This window comes from Mycobacterium sp. EPa45, assembly GCF_001021385.1.
Classification (GTDB): domain Bacteria; phylum Actinomycetota; class Actinomycetes; order Mycobacteriales; family Mycobacteriaceae; genus Mycobacterium.
The window spans coordinates 5,410,701-5,430,978 of the sequence record NZ_CP011773.1 but is presented as its reverse complement, the minus strand read 5'-3'; the positions used below and the strand labels follow the sequence as shown (position 1 = coordinate 5,430,978).

Here is a 20,278-nt window from a genome sequence, read left to right as displayed (position 1 = left end):
GAATTCGACGTGAGGTTCATCCTGACTCATCCGATGCACACCCATCCGTATCATCCGGAACTGGTCACCGGATCAGGTGTGGCGGCGGTGGCCGTCGCCACCGAGAAGGCCGGTTTTCACGGCTTCGGCTTCACCGACCACCCTGCGCCCACACAACGGTGGCTGGAGTCCGGCGGCCATGATGCGCTCGACCCGTTCGTCGCCATGGCGTATGCCGCCGCGGTGACCACGACACTGCGGTTGGTCCCGAATCTCGTCGTACTTCCCTATCGAAATCCGTTCCTGGTGGCCAAGGCGGGCGCCAGTCTGGATGTGTTGTCCGGCGGGCGGTTCACTCTGGCGGTCGGTGTTGGGTATCTCAAGGGCGAATTCGCGGCCTTGGGTGTGGATTTCGATCAACGCGCCGCGCTCGTCGATGAGGCACTGCAGGTGATTCGTCAGATCTGGACCGAAGACGACGTGAGCTTTTCGGGTTCGCATTTCGAGGCCCGCGGCATCACCGCCCATCCAAGGCCCGCCTCGTGCCCGCCGATCTGGGTCGGTGGCAACACCGCTGCCGCGCGCCGGCGGGTGGTGGCGCACGGAGACGGCTGGTGCCCGTTCGCGGCGCCGGACGCGTTAGCCAAGGTCACCCGGACTGCGACGATGGACGCCGAGGATGCGCTGGCTGCCGGAATCGACGATCTGTGCCGCCGCTGCGATGCGATCGGCCGGGACATCGCGACGGTCGACATCGCTTTCAATGGGCTGGCTGGGACGCCGGGTACAGCCGAATTCAACTCGGGCGCGTACCTCGAGGAGGTCGAGCGTCTCGAAAATCTCGGTGTCACGGCGATTCAGCTAAGCGTCCCCGGAGACAGCCTCGCGCGGGCTCTGGAGGCGATCGACGAGTTCGGCGCGACGGTCGTCGCACACCACCGCTCGAGGAGTTTGACGTGACAGCGAACGAGCGGTTGAGTGCCTCGGCTGCCATCTTCGCCCCATTCGCCTCCGCTGCTCGGCTGAATATCGATGGCGCCCTACGAACCTGGCGCCGCGGTCATCAGGGCTGGGTAGGAGCGGTCAACACCGACTACGATCCGCTTGACCGGGTCACGGCAGCAGAACCTTTCGAGGCCTACCGAAATCTCCATCGGACGGGCCGAGTGCACTTCAACCCCAGACGAGCCACGTTCATATTGAGCCGCCACGAGGACGTGCGCGCCGCTCTTCGCGACACCGATGCGGTCACCAGCGAACAGGGCGTGACACGGTTGAAGATCGCGGCGCCGGTCCTGGTTTTGACCGACGGCGAAGAACACGCCCGCCTGCGCAAACAAGTTCAGCCTGGATTCAGTAAGGGGGCGATGGCGAGTTGGCAGGAGATGACCGACAAACTCGCAGCCGAGATGGTTGCGGAGGTTGTGGCGAATCCCGGCTGTGACGTGGTGGAGCGGCTAACCATCCCCTTGCCGGTGCGGATGATCGCGCACATCCTCGGAGTACCCGATGCCGATGTGGCCCAATTCCGCGCGTGGTCCGAGGCGGGCATGCACATCGTTGACTTCGAACCGACACGCAAGGGAATTGCTCGTTCCGCCAAGGCCCTCGGCTCGATTGTGCAATTGCAGCGTTACTTCATGCGACAGTTCGCCGCTGGCGGATTGAAGGATTCGGACACCGCCATGGGGCGCCTGCTCGCGCACGCGCAGGACGGTTCGCTGACAGACAACCAACTGTTTCACATCGCGATGCTGTTACTGATCGCCGGAAATGAAACCACGACCAATCTGCTCGGCGGACTGTTCGACACGCTGGCCAACCATCCGGACCAATTCGAGTTGATCAGGGCCAACCCAGATCTTGTCCCGATGGCGGTCGAGGAGCAGCTGCGTATCTCGAGTCCGATCCAGAATTTATACCGCTACACCAGACTCGACTACCGCGTCGGTGACGTGACGATCCCCGCCGGATCGCGAATCCTGTTGTCGTTTGGTGCCGCGAATCGAGATCCCCGGGTGTTCCCCGATCCGGACACATTTCAGGTGGACCGAAATCCCCGCAACCACATCGCATTCGGCTACGGGGCTCACATGTGCATCGGTGCACCGCTGGCCCGGATGGAAGCCCAAGCCGTGCTACGCGAACTGGTTTCTCAAGCGTCCGGCATCGAACCGGCTGGGGAGGCGAGGTGGTCGACCAATACTTCGTTGCGAGGACCTACGTACCTACCGATAGCCCTGACTCGAGCCTAGCGGCAATTCGACCGGACACGGCGTGGCTCGACAGGTAGAAGATGTATCCGGCGCCGACCAACACGGCGAACCTCCGCGTCATTGAGCTAGCCGACAGCAGTCCGATCGACATCTCAATCAGGCCGTGGATGTAGACGTGCCAACGGGTGTTGCGCCGGAAGCCCAACGCACGGTTGAGGGGCTCGAAGGCAGCCGGATACATGAGATGCGCCAGTCCGATCGACGTGGCCAGGGCAGGCTGTACCCGCAGCGCATGTCCCTGTTGGTATCTGCGAGCGATTTTCATAGATAAACAACAGTACATAATATGTACCCTTGTGTAGGGTTGAAACCCAAGCCGGCCACCGCGGCCACGACACCTCGGGAGCCAATGTGAGTTTGTTTGACGCCTTTTCCTATCGCGGTAAGCGCGTCTTGGTCGTGGGCGGTGCGACGGGGATGGGCAATGCCGCCGCGCAGTTGGCCGTCGACGCCGGCGCCGAGGTCGTGGTGATGGACTACGCCGATGTCGACCTGCCCGGCGCGCGGGCAATCCATGTCAACCTCGCCGACGCGGCGAGCATCGATGCGGCGGTGGGTGAGTGCGGCGGCCGGCTCGATGCCGTGCTGGCTTGTGCCGGTGTTGCCGACGGGGTAGGTATCGAACGAATCAACTTCATCGGACACCGCTATCTCATCGACCGGCTCAAGGCCGGCGGCATGCTGCCGCGCGGCTCCGCGATCGGGTTCATCTCGTCGGCGGCCGGGCTGGCATGGCGCGCGAACATGGCCCAACTCAACGAGTTCCTCGACATCACCGACTTCGAGGCCGCTGCGTCATGGGCGGTCGACAACGGGTGTGCGCACTACATGTTCACCAAACAGGCGGTCTGTGCCTACGTCGCTCGGGAGGCCATGGCCTTCATCTCCGACGGCATCCGCATCAACGCCATCTGCCCCGGGCCCACCGACACACCGCTGGCACAAGCGAACGCCGAGCTCTGGCTGGACTTCGGTGCCGACTACCGAGAGAAGGTCGGCGTGACGGCCGCGACGCCGATGGAACAGGCCTACCCACTGTTGTTCCTGTGCAGCGATGCCGCGACCGTGGTCAACGGCATCACGATGATCACCGATTCGGGATATCTGAGCGCCGGGATCACCGAGGCCTTCCCGGCAGGCACGCCGATGGCGAAAATGCTGCTGGACGGATGATGTCGATGAGCGCCGACTTCTCGGGGCAGACCGTGGTGATCACCGGTGCCAGCGGCGGCATCGGTCGTGTCCTCGCCCGACGGTATGCACGACACGGCGCGAACGTCGCTCTGGTCGCCCGCAGGCGCGATGAACTCGCCATCACCGCGGGTGCGATCGCCGAGGAGGGTGGGGCGGCGTCCACTCACGTCGTCGACATCCGCGACGAGCAGCAATGTCGCGAGCTGGTGGCCGGCGTGATGGAACGTTGGGGACGTCTCGATGTTCTCATCAACAATGCCGCGGTGCCCGGCACCGACCAGCCGGTGTCGGAGGCGACCGTCGACAATTGGCAGGATGTGCTCGCGACGAACTTGGTAGCACCCATGGTGCTGACGCGAGAAGCGCTGTGCCAAAGCATGATCGAAGCTCGACACGGGAACATCCAATTCATGTCGTCAGCTGCGGCACGCATCGTCCAGCCGCGCAAAGCACATTACGCAGCCGCCAAGCTGGGCCTGAGCGCGTTGGCCCAGACGCTCGCGCTCGAGGTCGGGCCGAGCGGAATCCGGGTCAACACGCTCGTGATCGGAAGCGTGGCCGGTGAGTTGTTCGACAACTATGTCGGGCGCCGTGCGCGTGAGGAGGACATCGACCCCGGTGAACTCAGGCAGCGCCTGGCCGCGCTGAACAAGATCGGCAGGCTGGTCCAACCTGACGAGGTCGCCGAGGTGTCGATGTGGCTGGCATCCGACGCCTCATCGGCGATCACCGGCCAGGACATCAACGTAACGGGGGGTTGAGCTGTGCCCGATCCGATGACCGCCCTTCTCGCCCGTGACGAGATCCGCGCCTTGCCATTGCGATATGCCAACGCGATCGAGGCTCGCGACATCGACGGCATGGCGGAATTGTTCTCCCCACAGGCCCGCTTCGGCGAATTCGGTGTGGGCCCAGACGGATTGCGCCGGTTGATGGCAGGCAGTCTGGAGGGGAGCCTGTTCGCTGTGATCCTGGTTGCCAATCACCTCATCGAGCTCCTGGACGACGACCATGCGACCGGGCAGGTGTGGGCGCACTGCTACGCGCAGACTCGCGCGGACGGCTTTGTGGATCAACTGATCAGATATGACGATCAGTATGAACGGGTGGACGGGCGATGGCTGTTCGCACACCGGCGACATCGGCTGTGGTACGGCACCGCGCACGACCTGTCGCCGCTCGCGCAGCCCGCGGCGAACTGGCCGAAGAGCCAAGTCGGTGTCGGTGACCTCCCGCTTGCCGACCCCGAGTTCGCCGATTGGTGGAAGTCACTCATATGACCGGCATGCGCTGTGTCGCAGAGGGTCTGGCTTTTCCGGAGAGTCCCATCGCGCTCCCGGACGGATCGGTGGTGCTGTCCGAGATGGCCGTCGGACGGCTCTCGCGAGTGTGGCCCGATGGCGCAATCGAAGTGATCGGCAGCGTCGGGGGCGGCCCCAACGGCGTCGCTCAACTGCCCGACGGGCGGTTCGTGGTATGCCAGAACGGCGGATCGACGTTCGGGATCGGACCGTGGCCCTACGATTTCGACGGCTGTGCGCAGCTGTTCCGTCCGGTCGGACCGGCCACGGAGCCGATGACCCCGCAGGTGCAGATCGTCACCCCGGGTGGGGAGGTTCGGACCCTGGCGACCGAGTTCGTCACCCGCGACGGCCGCGTCCTACCGTTGGTCCGTCCCAGCGATGTATGTGTCGACCGCGACGGCGGCTTCTACCTGACTGACGGCGGGACGACACACGGGCGAACCCGCGCTCTCACCGGATTGCTTTATGGCACCGCCGATGGCCGGCTGACCGAAGTCGTCTATCCCCTGGAGATGCCGAACGGCGTCGCGTTGTCACCGGACGGGTCGCTAGTCTATGTCGCTGAAACCAGAACCAGGCGGGTATGGGAATTTCGGCTGTCGGAGCCGGGGCGCGTGGCGGGAGCGCGCGGGCTGGCGACTGTGCCGAGCGGTGGCCCGCTGAACGTCGGTGGCGCGGACGGACTGTGCGTCGCTGGTGACGGCACGATCGTGGTCGCCACACTCGGAGCCGGTGGGGTGACCGTGTTTTCGGCGGCAGGGCGGCTACTCGGCGCGATCACCACCGACGATCCGATGACCACGAATATGACGCTCAGTACCGACGAGCACACCCTGTATCTCACATTGGCGTCGTCCGGGCGCCTGGTCGCTGTGGACGACTGGCGTGCCGCAGTCACGATCCCGAGCTGAACCGATGAAGGTCTGGCCCGGGCGGGAATTCGCGGTCAACCCGGGCACCCGGACGGCTTTGGCCATCGGTGCGCTCGTGCCCAGCATGCTCGGCGCATCGGTGATCGGTGTGATGGCTTCACGAGGACTTCCCACCGGCGCCGCGCTCAGCGACCCGACGGTCCTTCGTGCCAACGTGATCGCCGCGGCGCTGTATGCCATGGTCGCCGTGCCGATCGGGTGTGCCTGCGGGCTACTCGCGGTGACGGTTCCCACCGTAGCCACCACGGCAGTGCGCCACAGTGCGCTGGTGAGGACGCCGATCCGGTTGACGTCGATCAATGCCGTCGTGTGGACCGCTGCGAGTGTGCTGCTGGTCGCGGTCAACATCGAAAGACCCTGGCTGGCCGCAACCTTGGGTATCTCGACGCTGCTCGGAAGCATCGTCACCGCGACGTTGACGTACTGGTGGTGCACGAGAGTGTTGCGCCCGTTCGTGGCCCCGGTCCTCACCACGCATCCGCCGACCCGACCACGCCGACCCGGCCTGCGGATGCGGGCAGTCGCGGCTTGGGCGGTCGGTACCGGTGTCCCGCTGCTGATGGTCTTGCTTGTCGCCGTCAGTGCCCTCGTCGTCGACTATCCGGGTGATCGGCTCGCTGCGGTGGTGCTGGCACTCGGCGGCGCAGCGGTGGTCAGCGGTTTCACCATCACTGTCTTCACCGCTGCTACCAACGCCGAACCGATCGAAGCGGTGCGCAAAGGGATGGACCGCATCGGCCGCGGTGACTACGACGCGAGGGTGCCGGTGTTCGACGCCTCCGAACTTGGCCTGCTGCAAGCCGGTTTCAACTCGATGGCAGGCGGCCTGCGCGAGCGCGAACGCCTGCGCGACATCTTCGGCCGTCAGGTCGGCCGGGATGTCGCACGGCTGGCCGAGCAAAGTGAGTCGGACCCGGTGATGGGCGGCGTCAGCTGCGACGTGGCAGTTGTTTTCGTCGATGTCATCGGCTCGACGCGGCTGGCTTCAGACGTCGGGCCGCAGGAGTTCGTTGGCCGGCTCAACGAATTCTTTGTCGTCGCCGTCGACGTGGTCGAGCGACATCGCGGATGGGTCAACAAGTTCCTGGGCGATGCCATACTTGCGGTCTTCGGTGCGCCAGAGGCGACTCCGGATCCAGCCGGCGACGCGCTAGCCGCGGCCCGGCAGCTCGCAGCCGCGTTGGGCGCCGGCTCTCAACACTTATCAGCCGGCATCGGCGTTTCTGCGGGGGTGGTCGTTGCGGGAAACGTGGGCGATCCGCGCCGCTACGAGTACACGGTGATGGGCGACCCGGTGAACGAGGCGGCCAGGCTGAGTGAAGTCGCCAAGGGGGCGGGCGGTATCGCCGCATCCGGGGCCGCGCTGCGCCGCGCAGGGGCGGATGAGGTGTCACGGTGGCGCGTTGCGGAGAGCCGTTGTCTGCGTGGGCGTTCGAGCCCGACAGAGATCGCCTACCCGATCACTCCTTATTCGTCATCTGCTGAGCCAGATTGTTGACGAACTGCTCGTTGTTGATGCCGCCGTGCTCGGCCATGTCCGCGTCGTAGTCGTAGCCCAGGGGTTGGCCGTCGTTGGGTCGCCAGCCCGAGTCGGCAGTGCAGGATTTGAAGCCCTCCTCGGGGAACGCATACCAACGCCGGGCATTCAGTTCGACAATCTTGGCGGCGTCTTCGTCGGGAACATCGGCAAGCATCTCCTCGGCACGTGCGCGGCTCTTGGGCCAGAACGAGTCCGAGTGCGGATAGTCGCACTCCCATGTGATGTTGTCGATTCCGATCTGATGGCGCATCGCCATGCCGACCTCGTCCTCGATGAAGCAACCAGAGATGTTGCGGTGGAACAACTCCGACGGTGGCACATCCGGATGGATGTTCTGATAGAACTTGTGTTTACGCCACACATAGTCGGCGCGCTCGACGAGGTACGGCATCCAGCCGACTCCGCCCTCGGAAAAGGCGACCTTGAGATTCGGGTGCTTGTGGAACACCGGCGAGAACACCAATTCGATGGCGGCCGCCATGGACGTCGTCCCCATGAGCGTGACCATCACGGCGAACGGCGCCTCGGGCGAAGTGGCCGGCGGCATGCCGCCCGACCCGAAGTGCATCACGGCGGTCAGGTTGGTCTCCTCGAGCGCGGACCAGACCGGATCCCAGTGCGTGGTGTGGTAACTGGGCAATTTCAGGTTCATCGGGTTGTCGGGCAGTCCCACGGCTCGCGCCCCCTTGGCCGCGACACGTTCGATCTCGGCGACCATGAGTTCCACATCCCATAGCGGTGTGATCGCCATCGGGATGAAGCGGGCGGGATCGGTCGCGCACCATTCGTCGAGCGAGAAATCGTTCCACGCCTGTACCGAGAGCAGCGCCAGGTCCTTGTCGGTGCCTTCCAGGAACACGGTGCCGCAGAACCGGGGGAACGACGGGAAACACAGCATGGCGTGAACGCCATCGACATCCATGTCGACGAGCCGAGCCTTGGGGTCGTAGCAGCCGGGGATCATCTCGGTGTAGCGAACCGGGTCGACGCCGAACTCCTCGGGTGACTTACCGGCAACAGCGTTCAATCCGATGTTCGGGTACGACCGGCCCTCGTACACCCATTGCTGAACCGGTGGCGCGCCGTCGCGAGGGAATTCGACGATGCGGGGGCCGTCGTGAAGGTACTTCTTCGGCAGGCGGTCCGCCCAGACGTGGGGCGGCTCGATGAGATGGTCGTCAACGGACAACAGCTTCATCGACGGTTGCAGCGGCATCGCTTGGTCCCCAGCTTCCTTCGCCTGTATTGTTCGAATGAACAATTAAACACCAGATGCACAATTGACTATACCGCCGCGGGCGGTGGAGAGACAACGTGATGGATCCGAAGGACCGCATTCCGCACGACGACTGGGCGGATCAGGACTTGCTCACCAAGAGCGAGGCCGCCGAACGGCTGGCCGCCGAGATCGAGCAGGTCACCGCAACGCTGGCGGACGGCGGCGGCGATGAGATCGCGGAGCGCCGGCTTGCGGCCCTCAAGGAGTCCTACGCGCGGATGACCGCTCCGGACTAGCTGCGGGGGAGCCCCAGCACCCGTTGGGCGACGATGTTGCGCTGGATTTGAGCGGTACCGCCGTAGATGCCCGCGGCTCGAGACCATACGTATAGGTCCCATTCCAGGCCCTCGTTCAGCAGCGGTGCGGCTGCGCGCAAATCCATCATCGTGTGGCCGAAAGCCTGGTCGGCCCGAGCCATGAGCAGCTTGTCCACTGAGCCCTCGGCTCCGGGCAGCGCGCCGTTGACGCGTTCGGTCAGCGACCGCTGAACCTTGACCTGGAGCGCGCGCAATTCGGTGTACGCCTCACCGAGCTTCGCTCGCGCGACGGCGGTATCCGGCACCCGTCCCGCGCGCACGTCCTCCTCGAGCGCCCGGAGCTGAACGGCAAGGCGGCTGATCCAGTTGATGTCACTGGGGCCGCGTTCATATGCCAGGAGTTGGTTGGCGATCGACCAGCCCTGCCCACGTTCACCGAGTAGGTTCTCCGCGGGCACGTCGACGTCGGTGAAGGTGACTTCGGCGAACTCACGGTTGCGGGCCGCGTTGACGATGGGCGCAACGTCGATGCCCTCGGTCGACATGGGCACCAGCAGCACCGAGATTCCCGCGTGCTTGGCCGCGTCGGGCTCGGTGCGGCACAGCAGGAAGCACCAGTCGGCGACAGCGGCGAAACTCGTCCAGATCTTGCGGCCGTTCACCCGGAACGTCGGTCGGCCGTCGACGTCGATCAACTCGGCCTTGGTCCGCAGGCTGGCCAGATCCGACCCGGCCTCCGGTTCGCTGAACCCCTGACACCAGCGAACGGCTCCGGAGAGCAGGCCCGGTAGCAACTCGGTGCGCTGTCGATCGGATCCGAACAGCCGCAACGCGTTCGACAGATGGCCGACGCCTTCGATCGGCGGTGCGCCGGCGCGGCCGAGTTCGTCGTTGAGGATCGCCTCATACATCGGTGACAAACCGTGACCGCCGTACTCGGTGGGAAAGGACAGGCCGATGTAGCCGGCCTCGTACAACGTGTGGTGCCACGCGTTGGCCGCATCGGCACGCGCGCCGGGATCGTCGGGCACCTGAGCCTCGGCGGCGTGCGCGGCAAGCCACGTGCGCAACCGCGCCCGGAAGTCCGCCTCGTCGGGGGTATCGGTGAAGTCCATGGTCCTCCGCGGGCTAACCCAGGTCTCGGTCGGCGAGGCGCAGCTGCGCGATCGCCTGATAGTGGGCGGCTTCATCGCCGAATAGCCGGCGGTTCAACAACGTTCGGCGCAGCCGCACATGCGCCAGATGCTCCCAGGTGATCGAGATCCCGCCGAGCACCTGGATAGCGGTCTCGACGACGTCTCGCCCGGCCGCCGACGAGTAGGCCTTCGCGGTGCGCGCGGCGAGCATGGCCTCATCGGCCGGAAGGTGATCAACAGCCCAGGCGGCGTGCCATAGGCAGCTTCTGGCGCCTTCGAGCCGGGCAAGGGAGTCTGCAAGGAGGTGCTGAATCGCCTGGAATGAGCCGATTTTGACGCCAAACTGGACTCGTTCACCCGCGTAACGCACGGCATCGTCGAGCGCGCCCGCCATCACACCGACCAGGTCTGCGGCGACGACGGTCAGTGCCAGCGCGTTGGCTTTGGTCCAGCGCTGGGCGTCGATCGGCTGCCCGGCCGTCGTGGCGGAGTCCAGATCAAACGTGCTCACGGTGCCCAATGCGCGGGTGAGGTCGAGGCCGCCGGCCTGCACTGCGTCGATCGGGGCGTACACCAAGCGTCGGTGTCCGTCGTCGTCGATCGCTGCCAGGGCATGAGTGGCTCCGGCGGCATCGAACGCGATCGCACCCTCGGGCCGGGCGGCGAACCCGGTGAGATCAGGGCTCAGCAGTGGCGCCAGGCGTAGTGTCCCGTCGGCGACCAGTTCGATCTCTTTGTCCGCCCCGGCTGCGTGCAACAGTTCTGTCGCGAGTGCGCCCTGGCCCAGTACCGGGACAGCACAGAGGCGGCGCGCGAATTCCTCGACCACGACGGCAGTTTCGACGCCGCTCGCGTCCAGCTCCCATACCTCCGGCGCCCGCAGTGCAGGAACGCCGAGCGCGACGACTTCGCGCCAGTCGTTGTCGAGCTGATCACCGCTGGATATCGCGTCGGGATCGACGGTGGCCAGCTGGTCGGCTAGGCGCGCCGTCGTGTCGCGCAGCAGCTCCTGTTCGTCGGTGAGACCGATGTACATCCGGATGCTCCTAATCGCGCTCCGCTGGTACCCGCATTCGGAACCCTTCCTGGCGCTGGCCGTGACGGTCTGCCATCATACTGAATGATAGAACGCAAAGTGTTCAACTGTTACATGCGGGAGGATCCCCTTGGCACGGCTCGATGACCGAAAAGCATTGGTGACCGGCGGCGCTCAAGGGCTGGGCCGGGCGATATCGCGACGGCTGGCGGCCGAGGGTGCCCACGTCACCATCGTCGACCTCAATGACGACAAGGCGGCTGAGTGCATCGAATTGATCGAGCGGGACGGCGGCGCCGCCTCGTTCGTCAAAGCCAATGTGGCCAAGCGTGACGAAATCTCCGGTGCGGTCGAGGCCGCCGCGGCCTCGGGTGTGCTGCACGTCCTGGTGAATGCCGCACAGTACTTCGCGATGCCGAAGGCCCTGGAGCTGGTGACCGATAAGGACTGGGAATTATCCGAGGCCACCGGGCCCAAGGCGACGTTCCGGTTCATGCAGATCGCACATCCGTTCCTCAAAGCCGCGGGCAAAGCATCGGTGATCAACTTCGTGTCCGGCTCGGCGTTGGCCGGTATCGCCTATACCGGGCCCTACTCGGCGGCCAAGGGCGCAATCGGCGCACTCACCAAAGTGGCCGCCAACGAGTGGGCCCAAGACGGTATCCGGGTCAACGCGGTGTGCCCGTTCGCGCTCACCGACGTCCAGCGCGACATGATCGGCACCGAGTGGGACAACTACACCCGGACCGCCGATGCGTCGCCGATGAAGCGGGGCGCCGACCCCGACACCGAAATCGCGCCGGCGGTGGCGTTCCTGGCCAGTGACGACGCTGCCTTCGTCACCGGCACGGTGTTGCACATCGACGGTGGAATGACGGAGCTGTCCACGGTCGACTACTCCAAGTCGCCAGGCGTGTTCGGTCCTTGACGCAACCGTTGGACGACGTCGTCCGTGACTGGGTGACCGACAACGTCGGCGAGGTGGCGAGTTTCGAGCGCCAGCAGCGTTGGCGGCCGGCGTGGTTTGTCGTCGCCCACCGTGAGGGCAGGGCAGTTCGTCTGTATGTGCGGGGCAACCGTGACGGTTTCGGCACGATGGACGTCGGTCGCGAGGCGGCGATTCTGCGGGTGATGGAGGCTCACTCGATCCCGGTCCCACATGTGCACGCCGAAATCGGCGGCGGCGGGCCGGTGGTGATGGACTGGCTGCCCGGTGAAGCGAACCTCGGTACGGTGGCCGACGACCGTGAAGTCGACGCGGTGATGGACGGCTACGTCGACGCTCTTGCGGCCGTGCACCGGATCGATCCGACGGCATTCGGGGACCTCGGAATGGGCATCCCAACGACGGCCGAGGCGGTCGCGCTGGACTTCTTCGACGGATTCGTGACCCGCTACCGTGAATTCAAGCGGCGCCCGGAACCGTTGCTGGAGTTCGGTATCGGTTGGCTGCGGCGGAACATCCCGCCCGGCCGGGGCGAAGCGCGCTTTGTCCTGGGCGACTCCGGACAGTTCATGTTCGATGACCGGCGGATCACCGGGCTGCTCGATGTGGAACTGGCGCATATCGGCGACGTCGCTCACGACCTTGCGGGACTTCGATTGCGCAACGCGACTGAGCCGATGGGCGATCTCGCCAGGGTGCTGAATCGCTACGAGGAAATTTCCGGCGAGCCGCTCGATCGGGCCGCCATCGAATTCCATACCGCGAAGTTCGCGCTGTGCACCCCGCTTGGTCTGGTGATCGCACTGCACCTGGACCTGGCGCTCCCGGAGATCTTGCAGTACGTCGAGTGGTTTCATCAGTTGTCCTTGCACGCAATCGAATCCATTGCACGCCAGGCCGACGTCCGATTGGAAGAGGTGTCGTTACCTGCCCCCGCCAGGCACGAGTACCTGGGAGTGGTTGGCGGATTGCCCGCCATGATCGAGGGGCTCGACGCTGCGCCCGGCATCGCTGAATACCACCGTGACACAGTCGCTTCCGTGGCCCGGTTCGCGGCCCGGATCAACGAGTATGAGCCAGCGATCGTATCGGCCGACCTCGCCGATGTCGGCACGTTGACCGGGCAGCGACTTGTCGATCGGGTAACTGGCGACGCACTGCTGGAGGACTTCATCCGCGAGGCCGGCCCGGAACACGATGCCGCTCTGATCCGGTTGCTGCATCGCCGATGCATGCGCCAGATGTTGCTGCTCGAACCGGTATTGAGCGCCCCGGGCGGAATCGGGCATCTCGCCGCGCTGACTTGACGGTCACGATTCCGAACCGCCCTAACAGATCTCGTTGTCCAGATCGTGTGCTTGCAGTTGCATGCGAAGCTTGAACTTCTGGATCTTCCCCGACGGGGTCCGCGGAAACTCCGACACCTGTCGAATGGCCTCCGGCCATTTCTGCTTCGCCAACGAGGCCGAAGCCAGCTGCCGGCGCACTGTTTCGAGATCGGGCGCGGAATCGCCACCGGATGTGCGGAGCACAGCGATCGGGCGTTCGCCCAATCTCTCATCCGTCACGCCGACGACGGCGACTTCAGCGATATTCGGAATCGTCATGAGCACCTCCTCCACCTCCTTGGCCGAGATGTTCTCGCCGCCGCGAATGATGATGTCGGAGATACGGTCGGTGATGGTGAGGTAACCGTCGGCATCTATGCAGCCGACGTCCCCGGTCCGATACCAGCCGTCGTCGTCAAATACCTCGGCAGTGAGTTCAGCGTCGGTGTACCCGACGAAGAGGTCCGCACCGCGCGACAAGATCTCGTCGTGTTCACCCAATTTGAATTCCGCACCGGTCAGCGCGTGTCCGTCGGTGGTGAGCCGCTTGTCGGCGGGCGCCTGGAATGCGCACCCGGTGACGGTGGGGTGCTCCGTGCTGCCATAGCAGCGCATCACCGCGATACCCATGGCGTCCAACCGGCGTGTGAAAGGTGCGGGTACCGGCGCACCCCCTAGGCCAGCAGCTGGCATGTAGCGCAGGTGATCTGGGGTGAAGTTCGGGTGTTCCAGCAGGCTGGTGAAGAAGTACGGTGCTCCACCGTTGACACCGATCCGTTCCTCGAGCATCAGACCTAAGACCCGCTGTGGATCCCATTTGTCGAGCAGATGAACCGGCGTCTGTCGAATCAGCGATCCGAGTAAGGCGCTCAACATTCCCATGAAGTGGCCGACAGGTGCGCCCACCAACGGCGGCGGCCCGCCGACCGGCGAGATGCCCGCACTCTGTCGGGCCTCGAAACCGATCGTGCGGTGCGAGTGAATGACGCCCTTGGGGGCTCGCGTGGTGCCGGACGTGAAGGCAACGATCGCCGGACCGTCGGGGCGACAGGCAACGCATGTCCGGTCGCAGAAGTGTCGAGCGTCGCCTCAAAGCACGAAACATACTGAGGCAGAGCGGCGTGCCGCTCGGCAACCACGAGCCAGGGGACATCGAGTTCGGCCACCAGGGGCGACAGTGCTTCGAGATAGTCCAGTCCGCCGAATCGATCAGGGCTGACCAGAAGAGCAGGATGGGTCGTGCGGAGGATGTGGTCGAGTTCTCGTGCACCGTAGAAGTGCACAACCGGAACGACTATCGCGCCGGCCATCGCCGCTCCCCAGAAAGCGATGGCCGCCTCGACGCAGTTCGGCAACTGCAACGCAACGACGTCGCCCTCGCCAATTCCGTGATGCCTCAACCACGAAGCGAAGTTCCGTGCAGAACGGGCCACCTCGCCGATCGAGCCACGCCAGGGGCGCTGAGCCGAATGCACGACGAACGGAAGGTCGGCGCACGGTGCGAGGGCGTCGTCGATCAGCTGGCCGAGGCTTCGCGAGTCCCACCAGCCCTGACGGAGGTACCTCTCACGGAGATCACCTGGTGTGTCGCGAAGCTCCCAGAGCTCGAGAGCGGAAGTGCTCGACACGGTCAGCGAAGGGTCATTTCGACGCTGGTGTAACCGCGAACCGTCGCGGTCAACACACGCTCGTGTGCGCCAATGGTGTAGTCGGGGAAGTTCTTTGCCACGTACTCGAAGACCATCTGCGCCTCGCGCCGGGCCAACCACTGCCCCAGGCAGATGTGGATGCCCCAGCCGAAGTACACGTCGGTACCGCGCGGCCGGTCGAGGACAAACCGGTCGGGTTCGTCGTAGCGGCGCTCGTCGCGGTTCGCGCTGCCGAGAAGCAACAAGACCCAATCGCCGGCGGCCATCGGCACGCCGTGTAGTTCGACCGGCCGAGTCAATGTGCGTGCGACCCAGTGGCTGGGGGTGTCGTAGCGCAGCGCCTCGTTGACCGCAGTCGGAATCAGGCTGTGGTCGTTGACGATTCGCTGCCACTGGTCGGGGTGGTCGTGCATTGCGACCAGCCCGTTCGAGATCAGCTTCTGCGTGGTCTCCGAGCCCGCGGCCGACAACAGATTGCAGAACATCAGCACCTCGTGCGCGGTCAGTGCCCGGTCCCGGCCGACCTCCGGGTCGTGAAACGTCGCCTGCAGCACGATGCTGATGAGATCGTCGCCGGGGTTGGTACGCCGTTTTTCGATGAGGTCCCCGATGTAGGCGCTGATCTTGCGGTTGGCGTCGACGGCGCTCTGCGGCATCGCCACTTCGCCCTCGTGCCGGGTGAGGAATGCCTCCCACCACACCCGCAGTTGCTCGCGGTCGGCCTGAGGAACGCCCAGTAGGTCGCCGATGACATCGGTGGGCACCGAGAAGGCGAACGCCTCCATGGCGTCGACTGTGGTGCCGGGCTTGAGACGGTCCATGTGGTGGTCGACGACCGCACGCAGGGCGCCCTCCATGGCGGCAACAGCTTTGGGTGTGAAAAACCCCTTGAGTACGCCACGGATGCGGTCGTGCCGTGGCGGGTCCATCGAGATCACCGAATACTTGCGGCCGTCGTTGTCGGGATTTTCCGGGGCGGGGCCCAACTTGGAGGAGTACGTCTCCCAATCGCGTAGCGCGCCGGCGACGTCTTCGAATCGGGACAGAACCCACCAGCGGTCTTCGGGATCGCGGTACACCGGGGCCTCGTCACGCAAGCGCCGGTATACCGGGTACGGGTCATCGAAGATCGCCTTGGAGAAAGGCGAGTACACCAACTCGCTGATCGCGGGCATCAATGGACTTTACCATCCGACGGAACAGATAAACGAAGTGTGCACAATTGATCAGTCATGCACCGGTGGGGTGACCCGCTCGACGAGCTCGATGAAATTGCCGTCCGGATCGGTGAACATCATTGCGCGATTCCCGCCGCCGAAGGTCACGGTGCGCTCGGCGAGTAGCTGACCGCCGTGCGCGACAATCGTCTCGGCGAGCCCGTCGATGTCGGTAACCCGGAATGAGAGATGGGTCAAGCCAAGCGTGTTCATCCGCCGAGGTGGGCCTTCGCTCGTCTCCGGCGTGTCGTAACCGAGCAGTTCGATGCGGAACCCGTCGCGCTCGAGATACACCAGCGTCAGTGACAGGTCGGGCACCTCGAGTAATCGGGCGCTGGCCTCGTCGTCGACATGCATTTCGCCGATCTTGGTGAACCCCAACGCGGTGCAGTAGAACGCGGTTGATGTTGCGATATCGCGAACACACACGCCGATGTGCGTCAGCCGGTGATTCACCGGGCGAGGTCGTCGAGAAGGTGATTGTGCTCGCCCAACAGCGGTGCTCGCGTTGGCTTGCCGGGCTCAGACGCGCTGAACAGGTACGGGGGCCCGGGGTAGACGATCGTGCGGTCGAGCTCAGGGTGCGGCACCTGAACGTGTAGCCCTCGTGCCACCGTGTGCTCGTCGTCGAAGGCCTCGTGGGGCGGAAGGATCGCCCCGGCGGCGAACCCGCGACGTTGGCTGGCGAGGAAGAATTCCTTGGCGGGCAGCCGTGAGGCGATCAACCTGACGGCATCTCGCGCCGCGGACAGAATCGCGGTGGTCTCGTCGTCCTCGCCGATGAGTGATATGTCGACGGGGGTGTCCCGGCTGGCGGCGAGTTCGAGGAACACCGCTTCGGGTAGGTCGTCGGTGAGCCCGAGTTCCTGGAGCCACTGGATCAGCCCACGGAAATCCTCCGGCTTGCGCGGCAGCACACCGGTGGTCGCGTAATGCCCATCGGCGCAGCGCACCTGGACTGGTGAACTGGGTGTCGGGTAGGCGTGGCGGCCGGTCTGGCGCAGGCATATGGCTTGGTTGACCAGCCAGTGGTAGGTCGTCTGTTCGCAGGTCACGTTGCAGGCGGCGGTCACGTTGATGTCGACGAGCTGACCGACGCCCGTGTGGTCGCGATGCGCCAAGGCAATCAGCGCTCCGATGGCCGCGTACATACCGGCGATGTTGACGGACTGGTCACCCGCGCCACGCATCGGCGGCAGGGAGTGATCGTCGTATCCGCAATTCCACACCGGACCAGCGCCGGCCAGGACGGTCAGGTCGGTGACCGGCTGATCGGCGCGGGCGCTGCCAAGTCCGAACGGCGTCACCGATACCCAGATCAGACGCGGGTGTGCTGCCGCGGCATCGTGATAGTTGATGGCTCCCTCGGCCAACCGGTCTCCCGCGGCGATGACGATGTCGGCGCTGTGGATCAGCGTGCGCAATGCATCGATTCCCGAGGGCGATTTCAAATCAATTGTGACACTGTGCTTCCCGACGTTACCAGCCCACCAGCGCAGGCTGCGATCGGTCCCGGGCTCGTCGTCGACGAAGGGCGGGCGCAGGCGTTGTGGCGAGCCCTCCGGTGGCTCGACGACGATGACTTCGGCACCGAGCTCGGCCAGCACCCGGCCGCCGATCGCGGTGAACTGACCACCGATTTCGACCACCCGGAGATCGGCGAGCGTGCTCAGATCACACCTCGCTGCGCCCATCGCTCCAGCTCGCCGTCGTTGTGGCCCAACAACTCCCCCAGAATCTCCCGGTTGTGTTGTCCCAATGTGGGTGCGGCCTGGCTGATCTCCCAGTTTGTTGCCGAGAATCTCATCGGCACCCCTTCGACGTGAACGGGTCCCATTTCCGGGTGCACGACTCGAGGAAACAGGCCGAGTGCCGCGAGATCGGGATCGCCGTCGATTCGCTCAGGCGGGCTCTTGACCACGCTGGCCGGAACACCGGCCGAAGCGAGATCGGCGGCCAGCGCTTGGGAGTCGTGGTTCCCGCTGGCTGCTGCGATCAAGGCGTCCAGTTCGTCGGCGGCGGCCAGCCGTTGGGATAAGGTGGCGAACCGGTCGGCTGTCAGGCCCGGCTCGTCGAGCACCTTGGCGAGCAGCGCGACGTCGCGGTCATCGCGGCACGCGATGGCGATCCAGCGGTCATCACCGAGACAGGGATAAATGCCGTGCGGTGCGTATTCGCCGAAGTCCGCCCGATTACCCTGTGGCGCAGTCGGTTTACCGTTGACTGTCCAATTGAGAACTTCGGTCGGCAGCATCGAGATGCCGGCCGGCACCGTTGCCAGATCGACGTGTTGGCCTTCCCCGGTGCGCGCGCGATGATGCAGGGCGGCCATGATGGCGATGGTCATGTAGAACGCGGACCCGTGATCCATATACGAGTAGCCCCAGCCTGCCGGCTCGGTGTTGGGCAGACCTGAGGTGTAGGTCAAGCCGCTCATCGCCTGCACGATCGGACCCCAGGTCTTGAACTCCCGATAGGGACCGGTGTGGCCGAAGCCGCAATTCGACACGTAGACGATGTCCGGCTTGATCGCGCGCAGTTGGTCGTAACCGAACCCGCGCTTTTCCATCACGCCCGCGGCAAAGTTCTCGCACACCACGTCGCTGACGGCGACGAGTTCGCGCAGCAGCTCCCGGCCCTCGTCGAATCGGAGATTGATCGTGACCCCGTACTTGCCGACGTTGTGGTTGTTGAATCCGGCACCCAGGTTGATCCCGCGGCGTTCGTCGACGTACGGGCCCACACCGCGCAGCGCGTCCCACAGTCCGTTGGTTGCCGGGTCCTCGACCCGGATGACCTGCGCGCCGAATGCGGCCAGGATCTTGGTGGCGCCCGCGCCGGCCAGTTGGCCACTGAGATCGCACACCCGCAGGTGGGACAACGCGCCTGTCACGGTGTACAACTGTATCGCAAATATACATTTCGTGTTCTATTGTTCAGGTATGACGACGATCACGGCGGGGTTGCCGCAGGGAGTTCGATGAGCGGCCCGATGTCCGGCGTGCGCGTGCTCGAGGTCGCTCAGTGGACATTTGTCCCTGCCGCCGGGGCGGTGCTCGCGGACTGGGGAGCCGACGTCATCAAAATCGAACATCCGGTGACGGGTGACTCGCAGCGGGGGCTGCGCCAGCTCGGACACGTCGCAATCGAGGGCAACCGCAACCCGGTGATGGAGCATGCAAATCGCGGTAAACGATCGGTGGCACTGGACATATCGACGCCGGATGGTCACGAGTTGCTGATGGACATCGCCCGCACCAGCGACGTGTTCCTGACCAATTTCCTTCCCGACGCGCGGCGCAAGTTGCGGATCGACGTCGACGACCTGCGGTCGGTCAATCCGAAAGTGATTTACGCACGTGGAAGCGCCTACGGGCCGCTGGGATCCGACGCAGGCACCGGCGGCTACGACATGACCGGCTTCTGGAGCCGTGCGGGCGGCGCGTTGGGTTCGACCCCAAGTGATTTGGATGGCGTTGTGCCGCAGCCCGGCCCGGCGTATGGGGATTCGATCGGTGGCATGACGATCGCCGGTGGAATCTCGGCCGCCCTCTTCGAGCGGGAACGTACCGGGCGCGCGCGGGTGGTCGATATCTCGCTGCTCGGTGTCGGCGTCTGGGCAAATGGCGTGGCAATCAACGCCGCTCTGGTCAGTGGACAACCGTGGGTGACCAACCCGAGTGGTGCGAACGTCACCCCGAACAATCCACTCGTCGGCTTCTATCGCACCAGTGATGGCCGCTTCCTTAGTCTTTCGATGCTGCAGGGCTACCGGTTCTTCGGCGAGTTCTGTCGGCGCGTTGGCCTGGCTGACCTTGCCGCCGACCAGCGCTTCGCAAGCCACGAATTGCTCGCCGCCAACGCACCGGAGGCCATCGCGGTGCTCCGCGACGTGATCGGAGCCCATCCACTGGAGCACTGGCGGAAGGCGCTCGACGGCTTCGACGGTCAATGGGCGCCCGTCCAGAACACCGTCGAAGTTGCGGCCGATCCTCAGGTGCGCGCGAATGGCAACGTCGTCAACGTCGAGCAGGACGGCGAGACCTTCGACCTCGCGGCCAGCCCGGTGCTGTTCGACGAGACAGCGCTGGAGCTGAGTCCGATGCCCGAATTCGGCGCCAACACAGAGGAACTCATTCTCGAATTGGGCGGAGACTGGGACCGCATCATGTCGCTCAAGGAAAGCGGCACGATCGCCTGACGCG

At 64.9% G+C, this 20,278-nt stretch carries 18 protein-coding genes and 1 pseudogene; 11 read left to right on the top strand and 8 right to left on the bottom strand.

Translation table 11 applies throughout. The annotated features are described in order from the left end of the window. Positions 1 to 9: 9 nt before the first annotated feature. The 7 genes from AB431_RS25695 to AB431_RS25660 all read left to right on the top strand — a co-directional run bounded on the left by AB431_RS25695 (position 10) and on the right by AB431_RS25660 (position 7,183). Positions 10 to 939, top strand: a complete 930-nt coding sequence (locus AB431_RS25695; protein ID WP_047332318.1) for an LLM class F420-dependent oxidoreductase — start codon at positions 10 to 12, stop codon at positions 937 to 939. Continuing rightward, on the top strand, positions 936 to 2,234 hold the full coding sequence (locus AB431_RS25690) for a cytochrome P450 (RefSeq protein ID WP_047332317.1): 1,299 nt from the start codon (positions 936 to 938) through the stop codon (positions 2,232 to 2,234). The genes AB431_RS25695 and AB431_RS25690 overlap by 4 nt, the downstream gene beginning before the upstream one ends. Positions 2,235 to 2,606: 372 nt before the next feature. After that, positions 2,607 to 3,428: an SDR family oxidoreductase gene (locus AB431_RS25680; protein WP_047332315.1), complete on the top strand. Its 822-nt coding sequence runs from the start codon at positions 2,607 to 2,609 to the stop codon at positions 3,426 to 3,428. A 5-nt stretch (positions 3,429 to 3,433) separates the two neighbouring features. After that, positions 3,434 to 4,210: an SDR family NAD(P)-dependent oxidoreductase gene (locus AB431_RS25675; protein ID WP_047333805.1), complete on the top strand. Its 777-nt coding sequence runs from the start codon at positions 3,434 to 3,436 to the stop codon at positions 4,208 to 4,210. A 15-nt stretch (positions 4,211 to 4,225) separates the two neighbouring features. Continuing rightward, a complete protein-coding gene (locus tag AB431_RS25670) occupies positions 4,226 to 4,729 on the top strand; it encodes a nuclear transport factor 2 family protein (RefSeq protein WP_047333804.1) in 504 nt (167 codons plus the stop codon). Beyond that, complete coding sequence (locus tag AB431_RS25665; protein WP_052960393.1) at positions 4,726 to 5,664, top strand: SMP-30/gluconolactonase/LRE family protein; 939 nt, start codon at positions 4,726 to 4,728, stop codon at positions 5,662 to 5,664. Before AB431_RS25670 ends, AB431_RS25665 begins: the two co-directional genes overlap by 4 nt. A 4-nt stretch (positions 5,665 to 5,668) precedes the next feature. Further along, positions 5,669 to 7,183 (top strand): adenylate/guanylate cyclase domain-containing protein, encoded by a 1,515-nt coding sequence (locus AB431_RS25660; RefSeq protein ID WP_047332314.1) that lies wholly within the window; start codon positions 5,669 to 5,671, stop codon positions 7,181 to 7,183. Here the strand turns inward: AB431_RS25660 and AB431_RS25655 are convergent. Next, the gene (locus AB431_RS25655; RefSeq protein ID WP_052960392.1) at positions 7,146 to 8,441 is read right to left on the bottom strand and encodes an amidohydrolase family protein; all 1,296 of its coding nucleotides are present in this window, start codon (positions 8,439 to 8,441) and stop codon (positions 7,146 to 7,148) included. The two genes, AB431_RS25660 and AB431_RS25655, sit on opposite strands and share 38 nt — an antisense overlap. A gap of 101 nt (positions 8,442 to 8,542) precedes the next feature. Between AB431_RS25655 and AB431_RS25650 the strand changes: the two genes are divergently transcribed. Then, positions 8,543 to 8,740: a hypothetical protein gene (locus tag AB431_RS25650; RefSeq protein ID WP_047332313.1), complete on the top strand. Its 198-nt coding sequence runs from the start codon at positions 8,543 to 8,545 to the stop codon at positions 8,738 to 8,740. Here the strand turns inward: AB431_RS25650 and AB431_RS25645 are convergent. Both AB431_RS25645 and AB431_RS25640 read right to left on the bottom strand, forming a co-directional pair. Further along, positions 8,737 to 9,876 (bottom strand): acyl-CoA dehydrogenase family protein, encoded by a 1,140-nt coding sequence (locus AB431_RS25645; RefSeq protein ID WP_047332312.1) that lies wholly within the window; start codon positions 9,874 to 9,876, stop codon positions 8,737 to 8,739. The genes AB431_RS25650 and AB431_RS25645 overlap by 4 nt on opposite strands. Before the next feature lie 13 nt (positions 9,877 to 9,889). Further along, positions 9,890 to 10,933 (bottom strand): acyl-CoA dehydrogenase, encoded by a 1,044-nt coding sequence (locus AB431_RS25640; RefSeq protein WP_047332311.1) that lies wholly within the window; start codon positions 10,931 to 10,933, stop codon positions 9,890 to 9,892. Between the two features lie 130 nt (positions 10,934 to 11,063). Here AB431_RS25640 and AB431_RS25635 point away from each other — a divergent pair, with 130 nt between their 5' ends. Both AB431_RS25635 and AB431_RS25630 read left to right on the top strand, forming a co-directional pair. After that, complete coding sequence (locus AB431_RS25635) at positions 11,064 to 11,861, top strand: SDR family NAD(P)-dependent oxidoreductase (RefSeq protein WP_047332310.1); 798 nt, start codon at positions 11,064 to 11,066, stop codon at positions 11,859 to 11,861. Then, positions 11,858 to 13,186, top strand: a complete 1,329-nt coding sequence (locus AB431_RS25630; protein ID WP_047332309.1) for a phosphotransferase family protein — start codon at positions 11,858 to 11,860, stop codon at positions 13,184 to 13,186. Before AB431_RS25635 ends, AB431_RS25630 begins: the two co-directional genes overlap by 4 nt. Before the next feature lie 21 nt (positions 13,187 to 13,207). On the opposite strand, the pseudogene AB431_RS30640 reads toward AB431_RS25630, so the two are convergent. From AB431_RS30640 to AB431_RS25605, 5 genes and pseudogenes are all read right to left on the bottom strand, one after another. Continuing rightward, positions 13,208 to 14,835: pseudogene (locus tag AB431_RS30640) on the bottom strand (AMP-binding protein). 2 nt (positions 14,836 to 14,837) lie between these two features. Continuing rightward, positions 14,838 to 16,031: a cytochrome P450 gene (locus AB431_RS25620; RefSeq protein WP_047332308.1), complete on the bottom strand. Its 1,194-nt coding sequence runs from the start codon at positions 16,029 to 16,031 to the stop codon at positions 14,838 to 14,840. A gap of 51 nt (positions 16,032 to 16,082) precedes the next feature. Continuing rightward, positions 16,083 to 16,529: a VOC family protein gene (locus AB431_RS25615; protein WP_047332307.1), complete on the bottom strand. Its 447-nt coding sequence runs from the start codon at positions 16,527 to 16,529 to the stop codon at positions 16,083 to 16,085. Beyond that, the gene (locus AB431_RS25610) at positions 16,526 to 17,767 is read right to left on the bottom strand and encodes a CoA transferase (RefSeq protein ID WP_047332306.1); all 1,242 of its coding nucleotides are present in this window, start codon (positions 17,765 to 17,767) and stop codon (positions 16,526 to 16,528) included. The genes AB431_RS25615 and AB431_RS25610 overlap by 4 nt, the downstream gene beginning before the upstream one ends. Further along, a complete protein-coding gene (locus AB431_RS25605) occupies positions 17,743 to 18,966 on the bottom strand; it encodes a CaiB/BaiF CoA-transferase family protein (protein ID WP_047333801.1) in 1,224 nt (407 codons plus the stop codon). Before AB431_RS25605 ends, AB431_RS25610 begins: the two co-directional genes overlap by 25 nt. Before the next feature lie 87 nt (positions 18,967 to 19,053). Between AB431_RS25605 and AB431_RS25600 the strand changes: the two genes are divergently transcribed. Beyond that, a complete protein-coding gene (locus AB431_RS25600) occupies positions 19,054 to 20,274 on the top strand; it encodes a CaiB/BaiF CoA-transferase family protein (protein ID WP_047332305.1) in 1,221 nt (406 codons plus the stop codon). The last annotated feature ends 4 nt before the right edge of the window (positions 20,275 to 20,278 follow it).

Excerpts from the sequence above, each read along its gene's own strand:
- AB431_RS25650 (WP_047332313.1), top strand. The coding sequence starts at position 8,543 with ATGGATCCGAAGGACCGCATTCCGCACGACGACTGGGCGGATCAGGAC.
- AB431_RS25660 (WP_047332314.1), top strand. The coding sequence starts at position 5,669 with ATGAAGGTCTGGCCCGGGCGGGAATTCGCGGTCAACCCGGGCACCCGG.
- AB431_RS25655 (WP_052960392.1), bottom strand. The coding sequence starts at position 8,441 with ATGCCGCTGCAACCGTCGATGAAGCTGTTGTCCGTTGACGACCATCTC.
- AB431_RS25665 (WP_052960393.1), top strand. The coding sequence starts at position 4,726 with ATGACCGGCATGCGCTGTGTCGCAGAGGGTCTGGCTTTTCCGGAGAGT.
- AB431_RS25610 (WP_047332306.1), bottom strand. The coding sequence starts at position 17,767 with ATGGGCGCAGCGAGGTGTGATCTGAGCACGCTCGCCGATCTCCGGGTG.
- AB431_RS25670 (WP_047333804.1), top strand. The coding sequence starts at position 4,226 with ATGACCGCCCTTCTCGCCCGTGACGAGATCCGCGCCTTGCCATTGCGA.
- AB431_RS25645 (WP_047332312.1), bottom strand. The coding sequence starts at position 9,876 with ATGGACTTCACCGATACCCCCGACGAGGCGGACTTCCGGGCGCGGTTG.
- AB431_RS25640 (WP_047332311.1), bottom strand. The coding sequence starts at position 10,933 with ATGTACATCGGTCTCACCGACGAACAGGAGCTGCTGCGCGACACGACG.
- AB431_RS25600 (WP_047332305.1), top strand. The coding sequence starts at position 19,054 with ATGAGCGGCCCGATGTCCGGCGTGCGCGTGCTCGAGGTCGCTCAGTGG.
- AB431_RS25620 (WP_047332308.1), bottom strand. The coding sequence starts at position 16,031 with ATGCCCGCGATCAGCGAGTTGGTGTACTCGCCTTTCTCCAAGGCGATC.
- AB431_RS25675 (WP_047333805.1), top strand. The coding sequence starts at position 3,434 with ATGAGCGCCGACTTCTCGGGGCAGACCGTGGTGATCACCGGTGCCAGC.